The organism is Amycolatopsis sp. NPDC024027 (assembly GCF_040638975.1).
GTDB lineage: Bacteria > Actinomycetota > Actinomycetes > Mycobacteriales > Pseudonocardiaceae > Amycolatopsis.
Genome location: NZ_JBEZYY010000006.1, coordinates 118,564 through 139,657 on the forward strand (window position 1 = coordinate 118,564; position 21,094 = coordinate 139,657).

General features: G+C 71.6%; 20 protein-coding genes and 1 pseudogene. 11 read left to right on the forward strand and 10 right to left on the reverse strand.

Going from position 1 to position 21,094, the window contains the following annotated elements; translation table 11 throughout:
• Nucleotides 1-19 precede the first annotated feature (19 nt).
• Both AB0F52_RS17120 and AB0F52_RS17125 read right to left on the reverse strand, forming a co-directional pair.
• Nucleotides 20-868, reverse strand: coding sequence for a hypothetical protein (locus tag AB0F52_RS17120; RefSeq protein ID WP_360171158.1), 849 nt, complete (start codon nt 866-868; stop codon nt 20-22).
• 223 nt (nt 869-1,091) lie between these two features.
• Nucleotides 1,092-1,820 carry a hypothetical protein gene (locus AB0F52_RS17125; RefSeq protein WP_360171161.1) on the reverse strand — a complete coding sequence of 243 codons (729 nt, stop codon included), beginning with the start codon at nt 1,818-1,820 and terminating at the stop codon, nt 1,092-1,094.
• 157 nt (nt 1,821-1,977) lie between these two features.
• Here AB0F52_RS17125 and AB0F52_RS17130 point away from each other — a divergent pair, with 157 nt between their 5' ends.
• Together AB0F52_RS17130 and AB0F52_RS17135 are read left to right on the forward strand one after the other, a co-directional pair.
• Nucleotides 1,978-2,571, forward strand: a complete 594-nt coding sequence (locus tag AB0F52_RS17130; RefSeq protein ID WP_360171164.1) for a TetR/AcrR family transcriptional regulator — start codon at nt 1,978-1,980, stop codon at nt 2,569-2,571.
• 56 nt (nt 2,572-2,627) lie between these two features.
• On the forward strand, nt 2,628-3,527 hold the full coding sequence (locus tag AB0F52_RS17135; RefSeq protein ID WP_360171167.1) for an NADP-dependent oxidoreductase: 900 nt from the start codon (nt 2,628-2,630) through the stop codon (nt 3,525-3,527).
• Between the two features lie 402 nt (nt 3,528-3,929).
• On the opposite strand, the gene AB0F52_RS17140 is transcribed toward AB0F52_RS17135, so the two are convergent.
• Nucleotides 3,930-4,862: an AraC family transcriptional regulator gene (locus tag AB0F52_RS17140; RefSeq protein WP_360171170.1), complete on the reverse strand. Its 933-nt coding sequence runs from the start codon at nt 4,860-4,862 to the stop codon at nt 3,930-3,932.
• An 81-nt stretch (nt 4,863-4,943) separates the two neighbouring features.
• Here AB0F52_RS17140 and AB0F52_RS17145 point away from each other — a divergent pair, with 81 nt between their 5' ends.
• Nucleotides 4,944-5,750, forward strand: coding sequence for an NAD(P)H-binding protein (locus AB0F52_RS17145; RefSeq protein ID WP_360171173.1), 807 nt, complete (start codon nt 4,944-4,946; stop codon nt 5,748-5,750).
• Nucleotides 5,751-5,775: 25 nt separating this feature from the next.
• Here AB0F52_RS17145 and AB0F52_RS17150 read toward each other — a convergent pair whose 3' ends face one another.
• The gene (locus AB0F52_RS17150) at nt 5,776-6,204 is read right to left on the reverse strand and encodes a cupin domain-containing protein (protein ID WP_360171176.1); all 429 of its coding nucleotides are present in this window, start codon (nt 6,202-6,204) and stop codon (nt 5,776-5,778) included.
• Nucleotides 6,205-6,412: 208 nt separating this feature from the next.
• On the opposite strand from AB0F52_RS17150, the gene AB0F52_RS17155 reads away from it, so the two are divergent.
• Together AB0F52_RS17155 and AB0F52_RS17160 are read left to right on the forward strand one after the other, a co-directional pair.
• Nucleotides 6,413-6,889, forward strand: a complete 477-nt coding sequence (locus AB0F52_RS17155; RefSeq protein WP_360171179.1) for a hypothetical protein — start codon at nt 6,413-6,415, stop codon at nt 6,887-6,889.
• A 256-nt stretch (nt 6,890-7,145) separates the two neighbouring features.
• A pseudogene (locus AB0F52_RS17160) lies at nt 7,146-7,265 on the forward strand (FAD-dependent oxidoreductase); the annotation flags it as partial.
• A 194-nt stretch (nt 7,266-7,459) separates the two neighbouring features.
• Here the strand turns inward: AB0F52_RS17160 and AB0F52_RS17165 are convergent.
• The 3 genes from AB0F52_RS17165 to AB0F52_RS17175 form a co-directional block, all read right to left on the reverse strand.
• A complete protein-coding gene (locus AB0F52_RS17165) occupies nt 7,460-9,094 on the reverse strand; it encodes a tannase/feruloyl esterase family alpha/beta hydrolase (RefSeq protein ID WP_360171182.1) in 1,635 nt (544 codons plus the stop codon).
• A 96-nt stretch (nt 9,095-9,190) separates the two neighbouring features.
• On the reverse strand, nt 9,191-11,065 hold the full coding sequence (locus tag AB0F52_RS17170; protein ID WP_360171185.1) for a GAF domain-containing protein: 1,875 nt from the start codon (nt 11,063-11,065) through the stop codon (nt 9,191-9,193).
• Between the two features lie 92 nt (nt 11,066-11,157).
• Nucleotides 11,158-12,072, reverse strand: coding sequence for a 3-hydroxyacyl-CoA dehydrogenase family protein (locus tag AB0F52_RS17175; protein WP_360171188.1), 915 nt, complete (start codon nt 12,070-12,072; stop codon nt 11,158-11,160).
• A gap of 292 nt (nt 12,073-12,364) precedes the next feature.
• Here AB0F52_RS17175 and AB0F52_RS17180 point away from each other — a divergent pair, with 292 nt between their 5' ends.
• From AB0F52_RS17180 to AB0F52_RS17195, 4 genes are all read left to right on the forward strand, one after another.
• Nucleotides 12,365-13,372 (forward strand): hypothetical protein, encoded by a 1,008-nt coding sequence (locus AB0F52_RS17180; protein WP_360171191.1) that lies wholly within the window; start codon nt 12,365-12,367, stop codon nt 13,370-13,372.
• Between the two features lie 76 nt (nt 13,373-13,448).
• Entirely contained in the window at nt 13,449-14,213 is a 765-nt protein-coding gene (locus AB0F52_RS17185; RefSeq protein ID WP_360171194.1) for a CoA transferase subunit A, read from the forward strand.
• A complete protein-coding gene (locus tag AB0F52_RS17190; protein WP_360171197.1) occupies nt 14,213-14,896 on the forward strand; it encodes a CoA transferase subunit B in 684 nt (227 codons plus the stop codon). The genes AB0F52_RS17185 and AB0F52_RS17190 overlap by 1 nt, the downstream gene beginning before the upstream one ends.
• Before the next feature lie 392 nt (nt 14,897-15,288).
• On the forward strand, nt 15,289-16,716 hold the full coding sequence (locus AB0F52_RS17195) for a M1 family metallopeptidase (protein WP_360171200.1): 1,428 nt from the start codon (nt 15,289-15,291) through the stop codon (nt 16,714-16,716).
• A 57-nt stretch (nt 16,717-16,773) separates the two neighbouring features.
• Here AB0F52_RS17195 and AB0F52_RS17200 read toward each other — a convergent pair whose 3' ends face one another.
• Entirely contained in the window at nt 16,774-17,661 is an 888-nt protein-coding gene (locus AB0F52_RS17200) for a LysR family transcriptional regulator (protein ID WP_360171203.1), read from the reverse strand.
• Nucleotides 17,662-17,751: 90 nt separating this feature from the next.
• On the opposite strand from AB0F52_RS17200, the gene AB0F52_RS17205 reads away from it, so the two are divergent.
• Complete coding sequence (locus AB0F52_RS17205; protein WP_360171206.1) at nt 17,752-18,594, forward strand: TIGR03620 family F420-dependent LLM class oxidoreductase; 843 nt, start codon at nt 17,752-17,754, stop codon at nt 18,592-18,594.
• Here the strand turns inward: AB0F52_RS17205 and AB0F52_RS17210 are convergent.
• The gene (locus tag AB0F52_RS17210; RefSeq protein ID WP_360171209.1) at nt 18,578-19,450 is read right to left on the reverse strand and encodes an AraC family transcriptional regulator; all 873 of its coding nucleotides are present in this window, start codon (nt 19,448-19,450) and stop codon (nt 18,578-18,580) included. The genes AB0F52_RS17205 and AB0F52_RS17210 overlap by 17 nt on opposite strands.
• 87 nt (nt 19,451-19,537) lie before the next feature.
• Here AB0F52_RS17210 and AB0F52_RS17215 point away from each other — a divergent pair, with 87 nt between their 5' ends.
• Nucleotides 19,538-20,443 carry an MBL fold metallo-hydrolase gene (locus tag AB0F52_RS17215; protein WP_360171212.1) on the forward strand — a complete coding sequence of 302 codons (906 nt, stop codon included), beginning with the start codon at nt 19,538-19,540 and terminating at the stop codon, nt 20,441-20,443.
• 44 nt (nt 20,444-20,487) lie between these two features.
• On the opposite strand, the gene AB0F52_RS17220 is transcribed toward AB0F52_RS17215, so the two are convergent.
• Entirely contained in the window at nt 20,488-21,063 is a 576-nt protein-coding gene (locus AB0F52_RS17220; protein WP_360171215.1) for a hypothetical protein, read from the reverse strand.
• Between the last annotated feature and the right edge of the window lie 31 nt (nt 21,064-21,094).

The following is a 21,094-nucleotide window of genomic DNA, read 5'->3' on the forward strand; positions in this document are numbered from 1 at the left end:
GATCCACCAGATGGCGAGCTCAGGCTTCTTCCGACGTGTCACGGACTCCGGCCGCGCGCATGGCGGCCTTGATGGCCAATCCCAGTACCAGCCCGACACCGGCTACGGCCAGGGCAACCTCTCCTGCTCCGGTGGCGAAGGCGACCACGAGAACGACCGCCAGCGCGAACGCCCCGAGTGCGATCAGGGTGTTGACCACCCACCCCGGCAGGGGCCGGCGCAGCTTGTCCCAAATGGACTCCTGCTCCGACTCTTCGGCCTCGCGCAAGGTGCGAGCCGGTTTGGCCGGGTAATCCTTCCCGCCGAAGTCCCTGGCCTCGGTCAGGTCTTCCTGCTGCTGCTCGGACAGACGAAGCTTCCCACAGTCGTCGTTCGCGTCCCATTCGGCAAGTTTGCGGCGGAGCTCATCCCTCTTCTCGTGGAACTTGTCGCGATGGCCGTCCCAAGAGCCGTGATCAGGATGCGCCTCGTCGCGGTGACGGTGGAACTTGAACAACTCGTGCGGGTCATCCTGGGCATCCCGGAAGCGCTTCGCGACCTCGTCGAGCAAGTCGATGATGGCCTGCAACAGGTCCAGGCACGGGTCGCGGCCGTTGGCGCCTCCACCGGCGGGCACTGCCACCTGCCGGAGCACCAACCCCGGAAGGGAAGCACGTTGCACAGCGGTCCCCGCCATGTACTCCTGCTTTTCTTCACCGGAACAATCGCAAGGGCGCGGACCGCAACGCTGCACCATGGCCGCCACCGCAGCGTTGCCGGCGCTGCGCTGCAAGGCGAACAGACCCGGCGGACCAGCAAACCTTGCGGTGGCACGATCTCGCGGTTCCGGCTCATGAGCCGCCGCTTCCTGCTGACGAACTGTGCCCATCCCCGAGATGGTAAAGTGTCGCAGAACTGCGAGGCCGCCCGATCGAACGTGCGGACGGGTACGCATTTTTGCCCCAAGGGGCATTCCCCGGGCGCCAATCGGCACTGGTTTACAGGTCGGCAGCCGAGATTCTCGTCTGCGGAGCGCGCACCGAGTCGACGATTCCGCCAGCCGACACGCGAGCGCACTCACATACCGCAATGCGGGCCGCGGACAGGCGCGCTCAACCATCCGCGAGCTGGGAGTCGGGAGACAGGGGATCCGACTGCGCCTCGTGCCATGACTGTGGCGCGGGGCCGAACGCGCGTCGGGCGGCTCGGACCGCGAGCCCGGCGAGGGTGGCGTTCGCGCCACCGCCGATCACCGCGCCGATGCCGAACGGAGCCACCCGGCCGAGCACGATGATGCCCTGCTTGGCGCCGTACTTGGTGATGAAGTTCTTGCCCAGGACGCTGTTGATCTGACGCAACGTCGCCGCGGGCACCCTGCTGACGAGCTGGCGGGCCCAGTGCTGACCGGTGCGCTCGGCGACCTTGCCGACGATCGCGTTGGAACCCGACTGGCCCAGCAGGATCCCCATGACCAGCGTCCGCCGGCGTTCGATCTCGTCCAGCCGAACACCGTGGACCTCGGCGACCGAAAGCACGAACAGGGCGCTCAGTTCGAGCGAAGAGAACGCCTCCCCCGCCGACAACGCCAGCGCGACCCCGGTGCCGACGGCGGGCGCGGCCGCGGTGGCACCGACCGCGGCCCCGGTGCCCGCCAGGGCACTGACGTACATCCGCTCCAAGGTGCGCACGACCTCCGCCGGTGTCGCCTCCGGGTTGCGCTGACGGGCTCGGGCGATGTTCTTGCGCACCAGCGGTGCCTGCAAGCCGATGGCCTTGTCCAGCAACGCAAGGACCGGCTCGCTGGACGTCGGGACCGGTCGGTCAAGGGCATCAGAGGCCAAGGCGAGCTCCTTCGCGTCGTCAAGTCGTCGCCCAGTCTCGCACCGGGAGCCGCCAGAGCCCCATCATCCGACCTCGGGCCGATGCCGGAGCCGCAGGTTGCGGCGCGGAAACCCACTGAGGTACTTTCGATACGCGACCGTAGCGTATCGAAATCGGGTGAGCACTTTGGCGTCCAGCGACACGACTCAGCCCTCGGCGACGGGACGGCCGCGGGATCACGCCCGCGACCTGGCCATTCTCGACGCGACACTGTCCCTGCTGACCGAGGTGGGGTACGAGCAGCTCTCGATCGAGGCGGTGGCCGGGCGCTCCGGGGCCGCGAAGACGACGATCTACCGGCGGTACCGCGACAAGGCGGCGCTGGTCACCGCGGCGGTCGAGCGCCGTGCACCCGCGAAGCCCCCGCAGCCGGCAGGCGAGAGCCTTCGGGAGAACGTGCATTCCCTGGCGACATGGCTCGCGCGGAGCATTTCCGAACAGGACGTGGGGCTGCTCGGGGCCTTGTTCACCGGCATGCGCACCGACGCGCGGCTCGCCCGGGAGATGCGGCAAATCCTGCGGCGAGACCAGACCGCGATGATCGACAGACTTGGGGCCGAGCCTCTGGCACCCGGGGCGGGAGCGCTGTTCGCCGAAGTCGCACCCGCGGTGATCGTGCATCGCCTCGTCGTCGTGGGCGAGCCGTGCGACGCCGCCTTCGTTGCGCATCTCGTCGACGACATCCTCTTGCCACTCCTGCGCCGCACCTGAGCGCCCTCTCCCGCGATCCGGCCGGCTCGAACTCACGCGCAAACCCAGGAGACACGATGAAAGCAGTACGGTACGACCGTTTTTCGGGCATCGACGGGATCTACCTCGCCGACGTCCCCGAGCCCGTGGCCGGCCCGGGCGAAGTGGTCGTGCGGGTCGAAGCCGGTGCGCTCAACCCCGGTGCGTTACCGGCGCTGCTCGGCAGTTCGTACACGCCGGGCCGCGATCTCGCCGGTGAGATCGTGGCGGCCGGTGCCGACGTGCTCAGCTTCGCCGTCGGGGACGCGGTGCTGGGGCGGCTCCAGAGCTGGGACGCCCACGCCCAGTTCGTCGCCATCCCCGCAGACCAGTTGGTGCACAAGCCCCACACCCTCTCCTGGGACGTGGCGGGCTCGCTCTACACCACCCCGATGGCGGGCCTCGGTGCCATCCGGGCGGTCGACCCCCGGCCGGGCGAGACCGTCGTGATCTCGGGTGCGTCGGGCGGTGTCGGGTTCACCGCCGCCCAGCTCGCACTCCGTGCCGGCGCGAGGGTGATCGGACTGACCAGTGACGCGCACTTCGACCTGCTTCGCCACCACGGCATCGAGCCCGTCCGGTACGGCGACGGCGAACAGGACCGGATCCTCGCCGCGACCGGCCGGGCCGACGCCTTCATCGACACCGTCGGTGGTGGCTACCTCGACCTCGCCCTCGACCTCGGCGTTCCGAAAGACCGCATCGACACCGTCGTCGACTACCGCGGCGCAAAGGAGAAGGGCGTCAAATCCCTCGGAACGACCGACGCCGGCGGACTCCCGGCCCTGGCCGAACTGGCCGCCCTCGCCGCCACCGGCGACCTGCACATCCCCATCGCCGCAACGTACCCGCTCACCGCCGTGCGCGACGCCTACCGGGCCCTGGCCGGCCGCAAGACCCACGGGCGCATCGTGCTGCACCCCCAGGATCTCGCCTGAACCACACCCGGCCCGCATCCGAGGCCGCGGCACGTTGCGTTCGTCAGGTCGGGAAATCGCGGATCCCGACCCGCACCTCCAGCGCAGGAGGCTCTGCTGCGAGAACTCCGAGTGCGGCGAGCACCTAGTCCGCCGATCCAGTCACCGCTTGGGACGTATCGAGCGCACGCTCCACTTCGCTACCGACGAGGGTCCACCACCCACCAGGACACCTCACCGTCGGAACCGGTGCGCTCGGGCGGGTCGATGTACACGCAGCCGAGGATCGCGGTCTCCTCCCCGTCCAGCAGCGCATAGTTGAACGACTGGGGTGCGGCTGTTTCCTTCTCGTGCTGCCAAGACCAGGCCGGGCCGAAAGCGCGAACACGTTCCTGCCGCTGAGCGTGAATCGGGTACGAGCGATCACGAAATGGGAGTCACCCGGCCGCGGCGCCAGTCCGACGGGCTGGTGCCACGGACGCGTTTGAAGGCGACGCTGAAGGCGAACGGGTCGTCGTACCCGACCGCTCGGGCCACGGCGGCGACGGTGTCTTCGGTGTCGCGCAACAGGTCCGCGGCCAGCGTCATCCGCCAGCCGGTCAGGTAGGTCAGCGGCGGCTCGCCGACCAGGCGCGCGAAGCGTGCGGCGAACGCGGCGCGGGACAGGCCGGCCCGGGCGGCCAGCTCGGCGACCGTCCACCGGTGCGCCGGCTCGGTGTGCAGCGAGCGCAGGGCTTCGCCGACGCCGGGGTCGCTCAGCCCCCGGTACCAAGCGGGTGGCGGCTCCATCCGGGCGCACCAGCCGCGCAGCGCCAGCACGAGCACCAGGTCCAGCAGCCGGCGGAGCACGGCGTCCTGGCCCGGCTCGTCGCAGGCCACCTCGGCGGCGAGCAGGTCCAGGGCGCCTCGGGTCCGCGGCCCGGCGGGCACCACCGCCAGCGGCGGGAGCAGGGCGAGCAGCCGTTCCGCGGCGGCGCCGTGGAGCTCGTAGGCACCGCGGAGCATGGTCGTGGCGCCGGGCGTGCTGTCGCCGTAGGTGCGCGGCGCCGGGTTTCTCACCTGCTCCGCGCCGGTGACCGGATACTTCTTCGTCCCCCGGATCACCAGCTGCGGCGGGGTGCCCGGGTCGTCGGCGATCGTGTACGCGGGGGCGCTGATCAGCGCCAGGTCTCCGGCGGCGAGGCGCACCGGCGTGGCGTCGCCGACGCGCAGCGACGCGTGGCCGCCGAGCGTGGCCACCAGCGTGAGCGGTGGGGCTTCGGCGAAGGCCAGCGACCACGGCGGGCGCTGGATCAGCTGCCGGACGAGCGCGTGGCCGGCGTGGGCCCGCTGCAGCAGGTCGCTGAGGACGTCCATCTCCGCACTGTAGACGCTGACAAAGGTATTCCGGGTTTTCACCCATGGATCGTCTCGACGTTCGCGGGTTGGCTTACCGACATGACCACCTTGATTCTCGGCGGCACCGGCAAGACCGGCCGCCGCGTCGCCCGGCAGCTGGGCGCCGCCGCCCGGGTCGCCTCCCGTACCCACGGCTTCGACCTCGCCGACCCGGCGACCTGGCCGTCCGCGTTGGCCGGTGTCACGGCCGTCTACCTCGTGGAACCGAACCTGGGTGCCGGCGACCGGCTCCCGCGGTTCGTGGCCGAAGCGGTGTCGGCGGGCGCCCGCCGGCTCGTGCTGCTGTCCGCCCCGCGCGCCGGTGACGCCGGCCATCCCCTGCACGCCGCCGAGGAAGCCGTCCGCGGCTGCGGCGCGGGCTGGACCGTCCTGCGCCCGAACTGGTTCGCGCAGAACTTCAGCGAGGGCCCGTGGGCCGCGGGCATCCGCGACGGCGTGTTGACCCTCCCGGCCGGCGAGGGACGAGCCCCGTTCGTCGACGCCGAGGACATCGCCGAGGTCGCCGCGGCAGCGCTGACCGACGACCGGCACCACGGCCAGGTCTACGAGCTGACCGGCCCGCGAGCAGTCGGCTTCGCGGAAGCGACCGCCCTCATCGCGCGGGCCACCGGCCGGAAGATCGACTACCTCGACGTCGCCCCGGAGGCATTCGTCGAGCGGCAAGTCCGTTACGGCGTCCCGGAACACGTGGCGAACCTGCTCACCGGGCTACTGGTCGATCTCCGCGACGGCCGCGGCACCGACCCGGCCGACGGTGTCCAGCGCGCCCTGGGCCGCCCGCCGCGGTCGTTCGAGGACTTCGTCGCGACCACCCCCTGGCCGCGCCAGGACGAGACGGTCGCATGACGCTGCCACGTCGACGCCGGGTGGCTCAGCCCGCCGGCTTGTCCACCGGCGCCCAGAGACTCGGCAGGTTCACCACGATGCCCTCCTGGCTGCTGCGCGCGATGATCACGACCGCGTCCTCGCCGCCCGGGTTCTCCTCCCGGTGGGGGACGTACGGCGGCACGAAGATGTAGTCGCCCGGACCCGCCTCCAGCCGGATCTCCTCGTCACCTTCGGCGAAGACGAACACCGGATGGCCCGACTTGACGTAGATCGCGGTCTCCGCCTCGCCGTGGTGGTGGTCGCCGGAGTTGGTGGCGGGTCCGATGTGGGTCTCCCCCATCCACACCTTCTCCGAGCCCACCGTCCGGCCCGAGACGGCTTCCAGCCGTCGCATCCCGCTGGTCTGTGCCGTGTTACCGGAGAGTTCGCCGCCTTTGATGTGCCGGAGCGGGCGGTGCCAGTGGTCGGTCATGGAAGGATCCCTTCTGGTTCCGCGGCTCGCCTCGTGCCGAAAGTCCACTGTAGGCCGTGCCGGGGCGCGGAGACAGCAGGTGGTCGGCCGGGACCAGCTCGCCCCCGCTTCACTAAACCCATCGCACCGTTCGCGCGTGTCGGCGATGTGGGTCGCGTCGGCAGCGCCGCTGCCGGATCGCCGGCCACACCGGAACGGGGAGGAACACATGTTCAAGAAAACCGTCGCGGCGTTCGCGATCGCGAGCGCGGCCGTCCTGGGGCTCACGCCGGCGGCTTCGGCGGAGGTCCGCTCGAGCCCGGACTGCCAGAACAGCGCCGGCTACCAGACGCTCGTGACGCCGCGAGCCGCGGTGATCGCCACCAACGACGTCATCGTCGGCGAGGTCCAGCTGTGCCGCCAGGGCAGCCTGTATTTCGCGTTCGTGCTCTTCAACCAGGCCATGACGACGAGCCAGTACGCGCAGGCCTACCTCACGCGCTATGACCACGGCGCGCCGGTCGGCACCGTGACCTGCGACAGCACCGGCGGCAACGGGAAGGTGCTGCCGGGGCAGCGGCGGTGCTGGACGCCGAACCTCAACGGGGACGCGTCCAGGTACACCTTCGTCGCGGCGGCCGACCAGCACAGCAGCCACACCGGCGCCCTGCTCGCCTCGGGCAACACCGGAATTCCCACCCGCTGACTCCACCGCTGTCCGCGCCGGTCGTTCCGACCGGCGCGGACATTCTGCCGGCTCTGCCCCTGTGTCCGCTGGGACAGCAGGGGCTCCTGCCGGTAACCACCCTTCGGCTCCTACAGTCGTGCCATCAGCGAGTCCGCATCCGCACGAATTTCCTTCGACCGGCACCGTTTTCCGGCCGGGCACCGTGCGGAATGGCGCTCTGGCCCGACCGGGGAGGCGAAGGTTCGTGGATGCGACGCACGCAGATGTCGCCATCGTGGGTGGCGGGATCATCGGGACCTGCACTGCTTTCCACCTCGCCAGAAGCGGGGCGGACGTGCTCGTGCTCGACCCGGCTCCGGGAACAGGCGCATCGGCCGGCAACGCGGGAATGCTGGTGCCCAGCCAATCCGTAACGTTATCCGTGCCGCGCGCGAGCTACCCGGGTTCCGCGACGATCCCGACTGCTTCCTCATCGACGGCTACCGTCTGGACAAGGACTTCTGGTCGGACGGGTACCACCGCATTCCGGCTTCGTAGCGGCGAGCATGGTCGCGAGGACGGCGGTCGCCAGGAAGACCATCGCCCTGATCAGGGCCGGCACGTGAAACTGCCCGCGACATCCGGATCTCCGCCGGTGTACCGGGGCCAGGTGGGGTACCGGCACAGCGGCCGGGTGCGGTGCCCGTGGTCCGGGCCGACGTCGGTGACGACCGGGTTCGCCGGGGCCGTCCCGCGCTCGGCCCAGTTCTCCAAAGCGGACAACGAATCCCAGCCGGCGGCGAAGGCGGCACCGACGTTGACGTGGTTGGCGCCGGGCACGACGTAGAAGCGGGCGAACCGGTCGGTGGCCTGACGGCCGACCGTCTGCTGGACGCGCTCGAAGTACTGGGCGGTGGCGCGGGGGCTGACCAGCTCGTCGGCCGCACCGTGCAGGATCAGCAGCTTCCCGCCGGCGCGGGCGAAGGGCAGGAGGTCGGGGTCGTTGACGTCCTGTAGCTCCGAGAGCGCGCTGATCCGCGGCGTCCACTCCCCCGGACGGCGGGGGTCGAGCGTGCGGGAGTCGTACGCCGGATCGCGGGTGACCAGGTAGCGCACCCACTGGTCCCAGAACTGCGGCCCGTAGCCGGCGGTGGCCGGCATGGGCGATGCGGGAGCCTGGGTGCCCATGCCCAGCAGCGCGGTCGTCATGGTGGCGCCGGAAAGGAACGGGAAGCCCGGGTAGCCGCGTTCTCCGCTGCGCAGGCGGTAGTTCCACGTCAGTGGCGCGGAAAGCTTCTCGACGGCGTCGATCTGCGCGTCGGACAGGCACGTGTCGCCCGTGTCGGCGCCCGCGGCACAGCGCAGCGTTTCCGGGTCGAAGTGGCAGCCGTCCGGATCGGACACGACGCCGTCGGCGAGTCCGTCGCCGCCGTCACAGGCGGCGATGACACTGCGGTGGAGCAGACTTTGCTTCGCGGGGCCGGGAAACGCCCCAGGCCGGGCGAGGATCCGGGTTTCGTAGCCGAAGAACAGGTCGAGACTGACCGCGTTCCAGGCGGGGTAGGCGGAAATGACGCCGTCGAAGTCGGCGGGCCGGCGCTGGGCGACGGCGAGGGCTTCCCTTCCCCCGCTGGAGCCGCCGGCGAAGAAGCTGTGGCGGGGGCTCGCGCCGTCGTAGTACCGCCCGATGAGGTAGCGGGCCGCGTCGCGGGTCTTCTTCAGGGCGTCGCCGGCGAAGTTGCGGACGGCTTCGTCGTTGAGTCCGAACGATCCGTCGAGGGTCGTGCTGGGCGGGAAGCCGGGCGTGGCCTGGTGGCCGGAATCGCCGGCGAAGGTGGCGTAGCCGCGGGCGAGCGGGCCGGGCTGGTCGTCGGGTCCGAACGGGACGTTCGCCGCGAGGTTCGGGATGGTGCCGTCGTAACCGCCTCCGCCGAACATCAAGGCGTTGTGGTTCCACCGGCCGGGCAACGCGATCTGCAGCTTGATCGACGGCGCCGCCGGATCGACGGGCTTGATGGCGGCCTCGGCGAGGCAGTACCTCCCGGTGGTCGTCGTGGCCTCGACCAGCCGGGTCGCGGTGACCCGGCCGCCGGAGGTGCGCGGGCCGATCGTGGCGGCGGGAATCCGGACGCCGTCGAGACCGGCGCACCGCGTGCCTTCGGTCCGGGCCCGCGCCGGTGGTGCGGCGGCGATCGCGGCGAGCAGGGGAATCGCCAGAACGGCGGTGCGGACAGCTTTTCTCATGGGCCCTCCATCGTCTCCGCGTCGATGCGGGGCCTCAGGTTAGGCAGCACGACGTCGTGACCGCGATGTGCCGCCGGCACACTGGAAGGGCCGCGGCTATGTGCCGCTGACGCTGTGCAGCCGCAAGGCGACCTGGATCTCCAGCAGCCGGTCGGCGTCGCGCCAGCCGGCACCGAGCAGGCGGCCGACCCGCGCGAGGCGCTGGGACACGGTGTTGTGGTGCAGGTGCAGGAGTTGCGCGGTGCTGCGGGCGTTCTGGTTGGTCTGGCAGAAGACTTCGAGGGTGCGCACCAGATCGGCGTGGTGCTCGCGGTCGTAGACCAGGACCGGTCCGAGCGTCGCCGTGACGAAGCCGGCGACGTCGGGGCGGCCGTTGAACAACGTGCCGACGAACCCGAGGTCGCCCGCCGTCGCGGTCTCGCCGTGGCGGCCGAGGGCGAGCAACGCCCGCATGCACTTCGCCGCTTCGTCGTGGGCCGTGCCCACGGCCGTGGGGTGCGACACGCAGGCGGACCCGGCGGTGACGCGGTTGCGGGTGGCGCGCGACAGCTCCCGTGCGGCGGCGTGCGCCACCGCGCGTGCGTCTTCGCCGGGGGCGAGCAGGACGACGGTGTCGTGGTGGTGGGTGGCCAGGCCGCGGAACCGGCGGGCCAGCGCGGCCAGGGCCGGATACGTCCGCTCCCGCGCCGCCCCGTCCAGGTGGGCCACCACCAGCACCCGGCAGGCGTCGAGGTCGACGCCGAGGATCGCGGCGCGATGCCGGAGCAGGTCGTAGTCCTGGGGTTTCCCGCTGAGCAGCTCCCCGAGCAGTTCGCCGCGCACCCGCGCCTCGGCTTCGGCCATCCGCCGCCGCGTGACCAGCACCAGGGCCGCGACCAGGGCGGCGCGTTCCAGGATGCGCCGGTCGGTCTCGCTGATGCTCGTCGTGCCGAGGTGGACGAGGATGCCCAGCGGCTCGGATTCGGTGATCATCGGCACCACGCACAGGCGGTCCCGGACCAGGGTGTGGCCGGACCGGCGCGCCTCGATGCCGGCCTCGGCCAAGCCCGGTGGCGGCTCGTCCCCGTCCCCGCCCGCGGTGGCCACGGTGGCGCCGTGCTCGTCGACGACCAGGACGTGTCCCGGCACGACCGCCGCGGTGGCGTGCACGACCTCCTCGACCCCCTTGCCCTGGATCACCAGCTTGCTCAGCCGTTCGTGCACCTCGGCGGTGCGTTCGAGGTCGCCGACGTGGGAACCGATGGTGGCGTTGGCGACGCGCAGGTCTTCGACGGCGGTTTGCGCGGCGGTCAGCAGGCGTGAGCTCTCGATCGCCACGGCGGCGTGGTTGGCGAGCATGCTCAGCGCGGTGATGTCACGGCTGCTGAACGAGCGGACGGCGCGGTGAGCGGCCAGCAGGACCCCGATGACCTCCTGCTTGAGCTTGACCGGGACCCCCAGCAGCGACTCGATCCCCTCGGCCGTGACGGTCCGGTCGATCGGCCCGGTGTGGGTGATGGTGGCGTCCCGGGTGTAGGACTCGAGGCTGTAGGGCTCCCCCGTCCGGGCGACCATTCCGCCGAGCCCGGCGCCGGTCGGCAGCCGCAGGCCGACCAGCAAGCCGGAGATGTTCCCGGCCGCGGCGCGGATGTAGCAGTCGCCCCGGCCGTGGTCGCTCAGGCTGATGTAGGCCAGGTCGCACTCGACCAGCCGGCGGGCGCGGTCGGCGATGGCCTGCAGGATCGAGTCGAGGTCGCGCAGCGAGGCCAGGTCGGTGGCGGTGTCGTTGAGCAGCTGCAGCTCGGCCTCGTTGCGCCGGTGCCGGATGAGGGTTTCCCGCAGCCGCAGCGCGATCGCCCGGTCCCGTTCGACCTCGGCGAGTGCTTCCGGGCACACGCCGCGGGTGCGCGCCTCGGCCACGGCGGCGTCGAACGCCTCGAGGTCCGCGTCGTCGATCAGCAGCTGCAGCATCGACCGCCGTTCCGCCGGCATCGTCTCTCCTCACCGCTACGGCACGGCCGGGCAGATCCGCCGTCGACCGGCGCACCGTGATCAGTGTGACCCGCGCCGCGCGGCCCGGCCACTCAGGCCGGGCCGGACAGGTTGTGGCGGATGCCGGCCGCCAGGCGGGCGGCCACCTCCTCGGCGCGGCCGGCGCCCCAGTCGAACAGCCCTCGCCCGCCGGCGCGGCCCGTGCGCTCCTGGGCCAGCAGCCGGTCGAGCACGGGAAACTCGTGACTTTCGGTGGACAGGGTGGAGGCGAGGCTCCCGAGGATCGCCCGGGTCAGGTCCAGGCCGATGTAGTCGGCGTTCTCCATCGGCCCGACCGCGGTCCACCGCAACCCGACGCCGGCGCGGACGACGGTGTCGATCGTGCCGGGTTCGCACACGCCTTCGGCGAGCAGGTGCAGGGCCTCCCGGACCAGCGCGAACTGCAGGCGGTTGCCGATGAACCCGGGGACGTCGCGGTGCAGCCGGACCGTCGTCTTGCCCAGCTCCGTGAGCAAGCCGTGCGCGTGGTCGGCGAAATCCGGGCCGGTTTCCGCACCGGGGGCGATCTCCACCAGCGGGATCAGGTACGGCGGGTTCCACCAGTGCACGCCGACCAGCCGCCGGGGATGCAGCATCGCCCGGGCGACCTCGCTGATCGACAGCACCGAGGTGTTCGTCCACACCGGAGTGTCCGGCGCCAGGTGCGGCTCGAGCGACGCGAGCACGTCGTGCTTGACGGCCAAGCGCTCCGAGACCGCCTCGATGACGACGTCGGCCTGCTTCGCCAGCTCGGCCAGTGAATCGACCGCGGAGACCCGGTCACCGATCGCGGCCACCCGAGCCCCGGCCGTGGCGGTGCGGCGCACCGCGCTGCCGACGCGTTCGCCGAGGCTGGCCAGCGTCGCCGGGTCGTTGTCGAAGACGCCGGCGCGGTGGCCCGCCTGGGCGAGGGCGACGGCGATGCCGTGGCCCATCAATCCGCCGCCGATGATGCCGAAACGGGTCACTGGTGCATTCCTCCGAGACGAGAGCGTGAAAGGCACGCTACGAAACGGGGCCTTTCCCGACAATGTGAACCGCTCACACCGCCGAAGCGCACGATGTGTCCGGCTGTCACAGAGCCGGCGAGACCTCATGGGCACACGGGTCTCCGCTGAATCGTGTGCTGCTCGCACATAGCCCCCGACGGGGGTGCGCTACCTACAGTGTTGGCACCTCGGACCACGGATCTTGACGTACCGGGTCTGCCGAAAGCGCAATTCCAGGTTCCCCTCGTGCTGTCGTTTCAAGGAGGCAACGATGCCTGCCCAACCTCGCTCATCGTCCGCGGCGCGGACCGGCTCCGGCCGCCGGGCCCGCCTGCTGGCCGCCGGTTCCGCCGTACTGGCCACTGTGGTCGCCACCGCTGTCGCCGTGACCACGGGCGCGGCCGGTGCCGCTCCCACCGCCACCCACGACCCGGTCATCATGGTCCCGGGCATGACCGGCACCCCGTCCAACATGGACGCGATGAAGTCGAACCTGCAGTCGAACGGGTGGGCGGCGAACCGGCTGTTCACCTGGACCGACAGCAGCAGCATGACGCAGGACCTGGCGAAAGCCGCCCAGGAACTCGGCACCGAGGTCGACCAGGTGCGCGCCCAGACCGGTGCGTCGAAGGTCGTGCTCGCGACCTGGTCGGCGTCCACCCTGGCGGCCCGCTACTACATCAAGAACCTCGGCGGCGCGGACAAGGTCTCGCAGTACATCGGCTACGCCGGCCCCCAGCACGGCACCACGAACAACGGCTGCCAGTTCTACCGCTCCTGCCAGCAGTTCGGCGACGCCGGCTCGCCGTTCCTGACGGCGCTCAACTCCGGCACCGAAGTGCCCGGCCACCCACCGATCGCCTACCTGACGATCCGGTCGGTCAACGACACCAACGCCGCCCCCTACGACACCGCGAAACTCGCGGGCGCCGACGAGAACTTCCTGCTCTCCGGCGCGGCGGCGCCGACGCACTTCACCATCATCTCCGACAACACCGCCCTGGCCGAGATGCGCGCGTTCATCATCGCGCACGAGAACCCGGCCACCGGTACTCCGACGACCGGGACCACCCCGCCCACCAGCACGACCCCGCCGGCCGGGGCCTGCTTCACCGCGTCCAACCACGCCCACGTCCTCGCCGGACGAGCGCACGACACCTACGGCTACGCCCTGGCCAACGGCTCCGCCCAGAACCTCGGCCTCGACGTCTACTACGGCAGCACCAAGCTGCGCCAAACCGGCGGCAACTACTACGTCCTCGACAACACCTGCCCGTAACCACCACCGAGACCGCGGCCCGGGGCGCTCGTCCGCGAGCGAGCGCCCCGGGCCGCCACCAGGAGCGGCCCCTTCCATGGACAAAGTGATCCCGAGCGCCACGCAGGCCGTGGCCGACATCCCCGACGGCGCCTCCCTGGCGGTCGGCGGCTTCGGGTTGTGCGGCATCCCCCAGACCCTCATCCGGACCGTGCACGACACCGGCACCAGCGGCTTGCGCCTGGTGTCCAACAACTGCGGCACCGACGGACGCGGCCTCGGCATCCTGCTCGAGGCGCGCCGCGCCGCCCGCGTCACCGCCTCCTACGTGGGCGAGAACAAGGAGTTCGCCCGCCAGTACCTGGCCGGCGAGCTCGAGGTGGAGCTGATCCCGCAGGGCACCCTCGCCGAGCGCTTGCGTGCCGGCGGGGCCGGCATACCCGCGTTCTACACGCCCGCCGGCGTCGGCACGCAGATCGCCGAAGGGGGCCTGCCCTGGCGCTACGCCGCCGACGGCACGGTCGCGCTCGCGTCCCCGCCGCGGGAGACCCGGACCTTCGCCGGCCGCGAGTACGTCCTCGAACACGCCATCACCTGCGACTTCGCCCTGGTGCACGCCGCTCGCGGCGACCGGCACGGCAACCTCGTCTTCCACCGCTCGGCGGCCAACTTCAACCCGCTGGCCGCCGCAGCCGGGCGGATCACCATCGCCGAGGTCGAAGAGCTCGTCGAGCCCGGTGTCCTCGACCCCGGCCAGGTGCACCTGCCGGGCATCTACGTCCAGCGCGTCGTCGAGCTGACCCCCGAGCAGGCCGCGGACAAGCCCATCGAACGTCTCACCCTCGAAAGGACCATCGGCTGATGCCGTGGACTCGTGACCAGATGGCCGCCCGGGCCGCCGCCGAACTCACCGACGGCAGCTACGTCAACCTCGGCATCGGCCTGCCGACGCTCGTCCCCGACCACGTCCCGCCCGGGGTCCGGGTCGTGCTCCACTCCGAGAACGGAATCCTGGGCACCGGCCCGTACCCGCGCGTCGACCAGCTCGATCCCGACCTGGTCAACGCCGGCAAGGAAACCGTCACCATCCTGGCCGGCGCCGCCTTCTTCGACTCCGCCGCCTCCTTCGGCATGATCCGCGGCGGCCACATCGACACCGCCATCCTCGGCGCCATGCAGGTCTCCGCCCACGGCGACCTCGCCAACTGGACCGTCCCCGGAAAAATGATCAAGGGCATGGGTGGCGCGATGGACCTCGTCCACGGCGCCCGCCACGTCATCGCCCTCACCGAGCACACCACCCGCGACGGCCGGCCCAAGATCGTCACCGAGAGCACCCTCCCGCTGACCGGCCGCCGCTGCATCAGCCGCATCATCACCGACCTCGGCGTCCTCGACGTCACCCCCGACGGCCTCCGCCTGGTCGAAACGGCTCCCGGTGTCAGCCTGTCCGAGGTCAGGGACGCCACCGGCGCACCGGTCGCCGTACCCACCGGCACGCTCACCGGCGGCGGTCGCTCCACGACCCGACGGGACAATCCGTGACCATCCGGCTGCAGTGGCCCCATCCGGCCGGATGCTCAGTCGCTGAGCAGCAGCTGGTCGGCCAGGCGACCGGCGCGTGGGGGCCGCCGGCGAGGAGGAAGTGCAGGTGGGCGCGGTCGAGGGTGAACGCCCGTGAGGTGATCGTGCCGGTGAAGCTGCCGGTCGTGTTCGCGGTGTCCACGACCGCGGAACCCGACCACGAGTCGTAGTTCGCGTTGGTCTTCTTCGGTGCGGCGATGCCTTGGTCGGCGAAGGCGACGACGCCCGGCGGTCCTCGGCCGCAACGGAGATCCGGACGACCGCGGCGGTTTCGGGCGCGACGCCCCACCAGGCTTGATGCGCGTGGCGGACCGGACCTACTCTTCAGCGTCGATGCCTGCCGAGGAGGACCCATGCGAGGCGCCAACCGAAGCCGTGGCCACTTGCTGGTCGTCTCCTGCGCCCTGTCCGCCGGTCTGCTGGCCGCGACGAGCCCGGCAGCCGCCGCGGCCCCTGCCCCGGCGCCGCGGTACTCCCCCGGTGCGCCCGGCGCCGGGGATCCGTACTTCCCCGACATGGGCAACGGCGGCTACGACGTCGGCCACTACGACATCCGGCTGGCGTTCGACCCCGGCACCGGAGCGATCGACGCGACCACGACGATCCTCGCCACGGCCACCCAGGACCTCTCCCGCTTCGACCTGGACTTCCAGGGACCGCTGACGATCAGCAAGCTCTCGGTGAACGGCCGGGACGCCGCCTTCACCCGCAGCGGCGCCCAGGAGCTGGTGATCACCCCGCCGTACGGTCTGCGGAAGGGCAGCCCGTTCGTCGTGTCGGTGACCTACGCCGGCGTCCCGCAGAAGATCGACGACCCCGCGCTGGGCCTCTCCGGCTGGGTCGCCACCAAGGACGGCGCGGTCGCGCTCAACCAGCCGATCGGCGCGGCGACCTACTACCCGGTGAACGACACCCCCGACGACAAGGCGACCTACACCCAGACCATCACCGTGCCGACCGGGCTCACCGTGCTGGCCAACGGCGAACCCGGGCCCACCACCACCCGCGATCACCGGACCACCTTCCGCTGGTCCATGAACCGGCCGATGGCCAGCGAGCTGAGCATGCTCGCGATCGGCGACTACGACGTCACCCGCGGCGTGACGGCCGGCGGCCTGCCGAACATCACCGCGATCGGCAAGTCGATCGACACCAAACCCGGGCAGGGCAAGGTGTTCAACCAGACCACGGCGCAGATCATCCAGTGGGAATCCTCGATGTACGGGCAGTATCCGTTCGACTCGACCGGCGGCATCATCGCCGACGTCGGCGTCGACTACGCCCTCGAGACCCAGAGCCGGCCGGTCTACGACCAGAGCACCAGCGACGTCGACGGCGACCTGCTCGCCCACGAACTCGGCCACCAGTGGTTCGGCGACAGCCTCACTCCGGTGCACTGGTCGGACATCTGGCTCAACGAAGGCTTCGCGACCTACTCGGAGTGGCTCTACCAGGAGAAGTTCAACGGCGTCCCGGTGCAGCAGACCTTCGCGAAGGCCTACGCCGACGAGAAGGACTGGACCGGCGAAGTCGCCGACCCCGGGCGCGACAACATCTTCGACGACCTGGTCTACAACCGCGGCGCGATGACCCTGCAGGCCCTGCGCACGAAGATCGGCGACCGCGCCTTCTTCGACGTGCTCACGCAATGGCCGACGGCGCACCGGTACGGCAACGTCTCGACGCGGCAATTCATCCAGTTCGTCGAGCGCCTGACCCACCGCGACCTCGGCTCGTTCTTCCGGACCTGGCTCTACCAGCCGGGCAAGCCCGCACTCTGACCACGGCAAGGAATGCGATCGGGGCATTCGGCGGCTGAACGCCTCCTCGACTGTCCACTATGGACGGTGCTCGACCACCTCGTCGCGGAAGGCCCCTACCGCGCACTCGGCCGCAGGGCCCGCGTTGCCCGGGACCACGACGACGCTGCCGGCGATCGTGAGCGCGGGCTCGAGCGGGATCGACCGGACCCGGGTCGAGCGGATTTCGGCGACCTGGTCGGCGGGCAGCACCGTCCAGCTCCGCGGCTCCGAGCCGACTTCGACGATCGTGTCCTGGAGCGTGCCCGTCGGCCGGCCCGCTCGCGGGGCCAGACCGGTGTCGCTCAGCGCCGAGACGACGGCGTCGTGCAGCGGCGGGTCGTGCTCGCGGGCGGGGACGCGCAGTGTGCCACCGGCCAAGTCGGCGAGGCCGACGCCGACGCCCGCGCGGTCCGCGGCCGGGTGGTGCCGGGACACCACCGCGAACAAGCGTTCGTTCCACGCCGGCAGCACCGTGAGCCCGGGCACGGCTCGCACGCCGCGAGTCAGCGCCAGGTCGAGCTCACCCTGCCGGAGCGCGTTGAGCCGGGCTTCGACCGGCAGGTCGACCAGCACCACGTCGAACTCCGGCGCCCGCGCCCGGAGTGCGTCGATACCGCGTTCCAGGCGGGCGGTCATGCCCGCGGCGGTGCCGATGCGCACCGTCGTCATGACCTGCTGCGCCGCGATCTGCACCTGACCGGCCGCGGCGAGCGTGCTGCGCGCCGCCTCGAGCACCCGCCTCCCGGCCGCGGTGAGCCGGACCCGCCGGGGTGACCGGTCGAGCAGCCGGACCCCGAGCTCCCGCTCCAGCCGCGCGATCTGCTGGCTGACGGCGGGCTGGGCGATGTGCAGCCGCTCGGCGGCCCGGCCGAAGTGCAGTTCGTCGGCCACCGCGACGAAATACCGCAGAGCCCGCAACTCCATGGTGCCCACCTCCGACGATAAGGCGAGCTTATCGCAGCCCGTGCGGGTTGCCCCTGGTTCGCGTCGCCGCCCGGTGCTGAAGTCGTGATCATGACAATCGAACTGGGCCGGCTCGGCGCTTACCTGACCGCGGCCGAGGCGACCGCGGCGCAGGCCGTCGCGCTGGAAGAAGCCGGCTACGGCGCGGTCTGGCTGGCCGCGTCGCCGGCCGCCGATCTCCTCCCCGCGGAGCGGCTGCTCGACGCCACCAGCCGGATCGTGGTGGGCACCAGCGTGCTGAACGTGTGGCAGGCCGACGCGGAAGAGGTCGCGGCCTCCTACCACCGGATCGCGCGGAAACACGCCGATCGGCTCCTCCTCGGCATCGGCGCCGGCCACCGGGAGATCAACGCCGGGTACGCCTCGCCGGTGGCGAAGGTCGCGAGCTACCTGGACACCCTGCACGCGGCCGGTGTCCCCGCCGGCCGCGTGCTGCTGGCCGCGCTCGGGCCCCGGATGCTCCGGCTGGCGGCCGACCGCGCCGCGGGGACGCTCACGCTCCAGGTGACGCCCGAGCACACCCGGCGTGCGCGGGAGGTCCTCGGCCCGGACAAGCTGGTGCTCCCCGGCCACGGCGTGCTGCTGGACACCGACGTCGCACGGGCCCGGGAGACCGGCCGGGCCGCCGTGCGCCCCATGCTGGGGATCGCCAACTACGCCGGCAACCTCCGGCGGATCGGCTACACCGACGAGGACCTCACCGAGCCCTTCAGCGACCGCTTGATCGACGCGCTCGTCCTGCACGGCGACGAGGAGGCCATCGTGGCCGGCATCCGCGCGGAGCTGGCGGCGGGAGCGGACCACGTCGGCCTGCACGCGGCGGGCGAAGACCCGATCGGCGTCCTGCGCTCGATCGGGAAACGGGCGGCCGGTGCCGTCATCGACCGGTCCTGAACCCGCCCGGTGCCACCCCGAACCGGCGCTTGAACGCGTGCGAGAACGCGAACGGTGAGGCGTAACCGACCTTGGCGGCGATCGACGGCAACGGCAGATCCGTGTCCTGGAGCAGGCGCGCCGCCGTCGTGAGCCGCCACCACGTCAGGTACGCCATGGGCGGCTGTCCCGTCAGCGCCGTGAACCGGCGGGCCAGGGTCGCCCGGGAAAGGCCCACCCGGGCGGCCAGGTCCTCGATCCGCCACGGCGCTTCGGGGTGCTCGTGCAGCGCTTCCAGTGCGGCGCCGATTTCCGGGTCTCGCAGCGCCTGCGGCCACCCGGTGCCCGGGTGGTCGTCCAGCCAAGCGCGGATCAGGTAGACCAGCAGCAGGTCGAGCAGGGCGGTGAGGACCGTGGCCGAGCCCGGCCGCCGGTCGCTCACCTCGCCGCCGAGCAGGTCGATGGCCGCGCGCAGGTCGAGGTGCCGCCCGACTTCGGCGGGCAGGTGCACGACCTCCGGCAGGCTCGCGAGCAAGGGGTGGCGCCGCACGTGGGACAGCCGGTACTTGCCGCACAGGAACTCGGTGCGGCCGGCCGGCTCGGCCACCGCCGCTTCGAACGGCACCGCGCCGGTCGCGTCCGGCGTCGAGGACAGGGTGTGCGCGCCACCGTGCGGGACCAGGACGACGTCGCCGGGGCCGAGCGCCACCGGCTTCCCGCCGTCCGGGAGCAGCCAGCCGCTGCCGCGCAGCAGCACGTGGAAGCCCGCGCCCTCGTACGGCGCGAAGCGGTAGCACCACTCCGAACCGGCCCGGAGGCGGTTCGACACGGGCTGCCCCACCCGCACCGCGGCGATCGCGGCACTCAGCACGTCCATCCGGTCATCGTATCCCTGAGACGATCAAGCATCACGATGAGCGATTGAAGCATCGAAACGCTCACCTGCGTGTCCTAGCGTGGAATCATGCACATCGGCGAAGTCGAAGTCCTGCGCGTCATCGAGTGGCAAGGCGAGATCGCCCCGGTGGGATCCATCATCCCCGGCAGCCCGCCCCGGCTGTGGACGGACAACGCCGCCTGGCTCGCGCCCGACCACTGGAACCCGGAGACCGGCGGCTACCGCGGCGCCGTGCAGACCTGGGTGCTCCGCAGCGAAGGCCGGGTGATCCTGGTCGACACCGGCGTCGGCAACGACCGGCACCGGCCGCAGATCCCGCTGTTCGACCACCTGGCGACGCCCTTCCTCGACCGGCTGGCGGCGGCCGGCGTCCGGCCGGAGGACGTCGACATCGTCGTCAACACCCACATCCACTACGACCACGTCGGCTGGAACACCGAACTCCGCAACGGCGAATGGGTGCCGGCGTTCCCCCGCGCCACTTACCTGATCCCCCGCGCCGACCAGGTGTACTTCGACCCGGACAACGCCCATCGCCGCCCCGCTCCCCGCACCGGCCACGAGCAGCTGCGCCGCGAAGGCAGCTTGCTGGTCTACGCCGACAGCGTCGCCCCCGTGCTGGGCCGGGCCGTGCTGTGGGAAGGCAGCCACCGCATCGACCGGAACCTGACCCTGGAAGCCGCCCCCGGCCACACCCCGGGCTCATCGGTCCTGCGCGTGTCGTCCGGCGGCGATCGGGCGGTGTTCGTCGGCGACCTGCTGCACAGCCCGGTCCAGATCCTGGCGCCGGAACACAGCAGCTGCTTCTGCGAAGACCCGCACCAGGCCGCCACCACCCGGCGCGGAATCCTCGAACGCGCGGCGGACACCGGCGAACTCGTGGTTCCGGCCCACTTCGGAGGGCCGGGCGCAGCCGAAGTCCGCCGCGACGGCAGCCGGTTCGCGATCCGCCGCTGGAGCGCCGCCGGCTAGACCTGCCCATTTCGGCGAGCATCACCTGCTTCGACGGCCGCCGGTCACGCGAGTGACGACACCGCCTCCGCGGCCTCCGGCACCGCGGCCGGGCTCTCCTCTTCCGCCTCGGTGCCGAACCGGTCGCGCACCTCGTCGACCACGACGGCGATCTGGCCCAGCTGGGCCAGCACCGCCCGGTGGGTCGCCCGGATGGTCGCGGCTTCCTCTTCCGCGCGGGAAAGGATCAGTTGCGCTTCCCGCTGGGCGGCGCGCTCGGTCTCCGCGCGAGCCGCCTCCGCCTCGGCGACCGCTTTCTCCGCCGCCGCTCGCAGTTCGTCGCCCTCCTTGCGGGCCTGTTCCTTGATCTCCGCGGCCTCGGCCTTCGCGACCTGGAGGATCTTCTCGATCCGCCGGCCCAGTCCGGCCGCGTCGTCCGGTTCCGGGGCGCGGGGCGCGGGCACCTGGGCCTTGGCCAGCCGGCGCTCCGCGAGCCGCCGCGCTTTCTCGTGGCGGTCCACGCGCTTCTCCGCGACCCGCACGTACTCGTCCACCTGCCGGCGGTCGTAGCCGCGCAGGACGATCGGGAAGCGGACGTCGGACTCGGGCAGCGTCTCGGGTTCGGAAACCGTCTTCTCCATTCCCCGAGTGTCGGCAAGATCGCGACGGCCA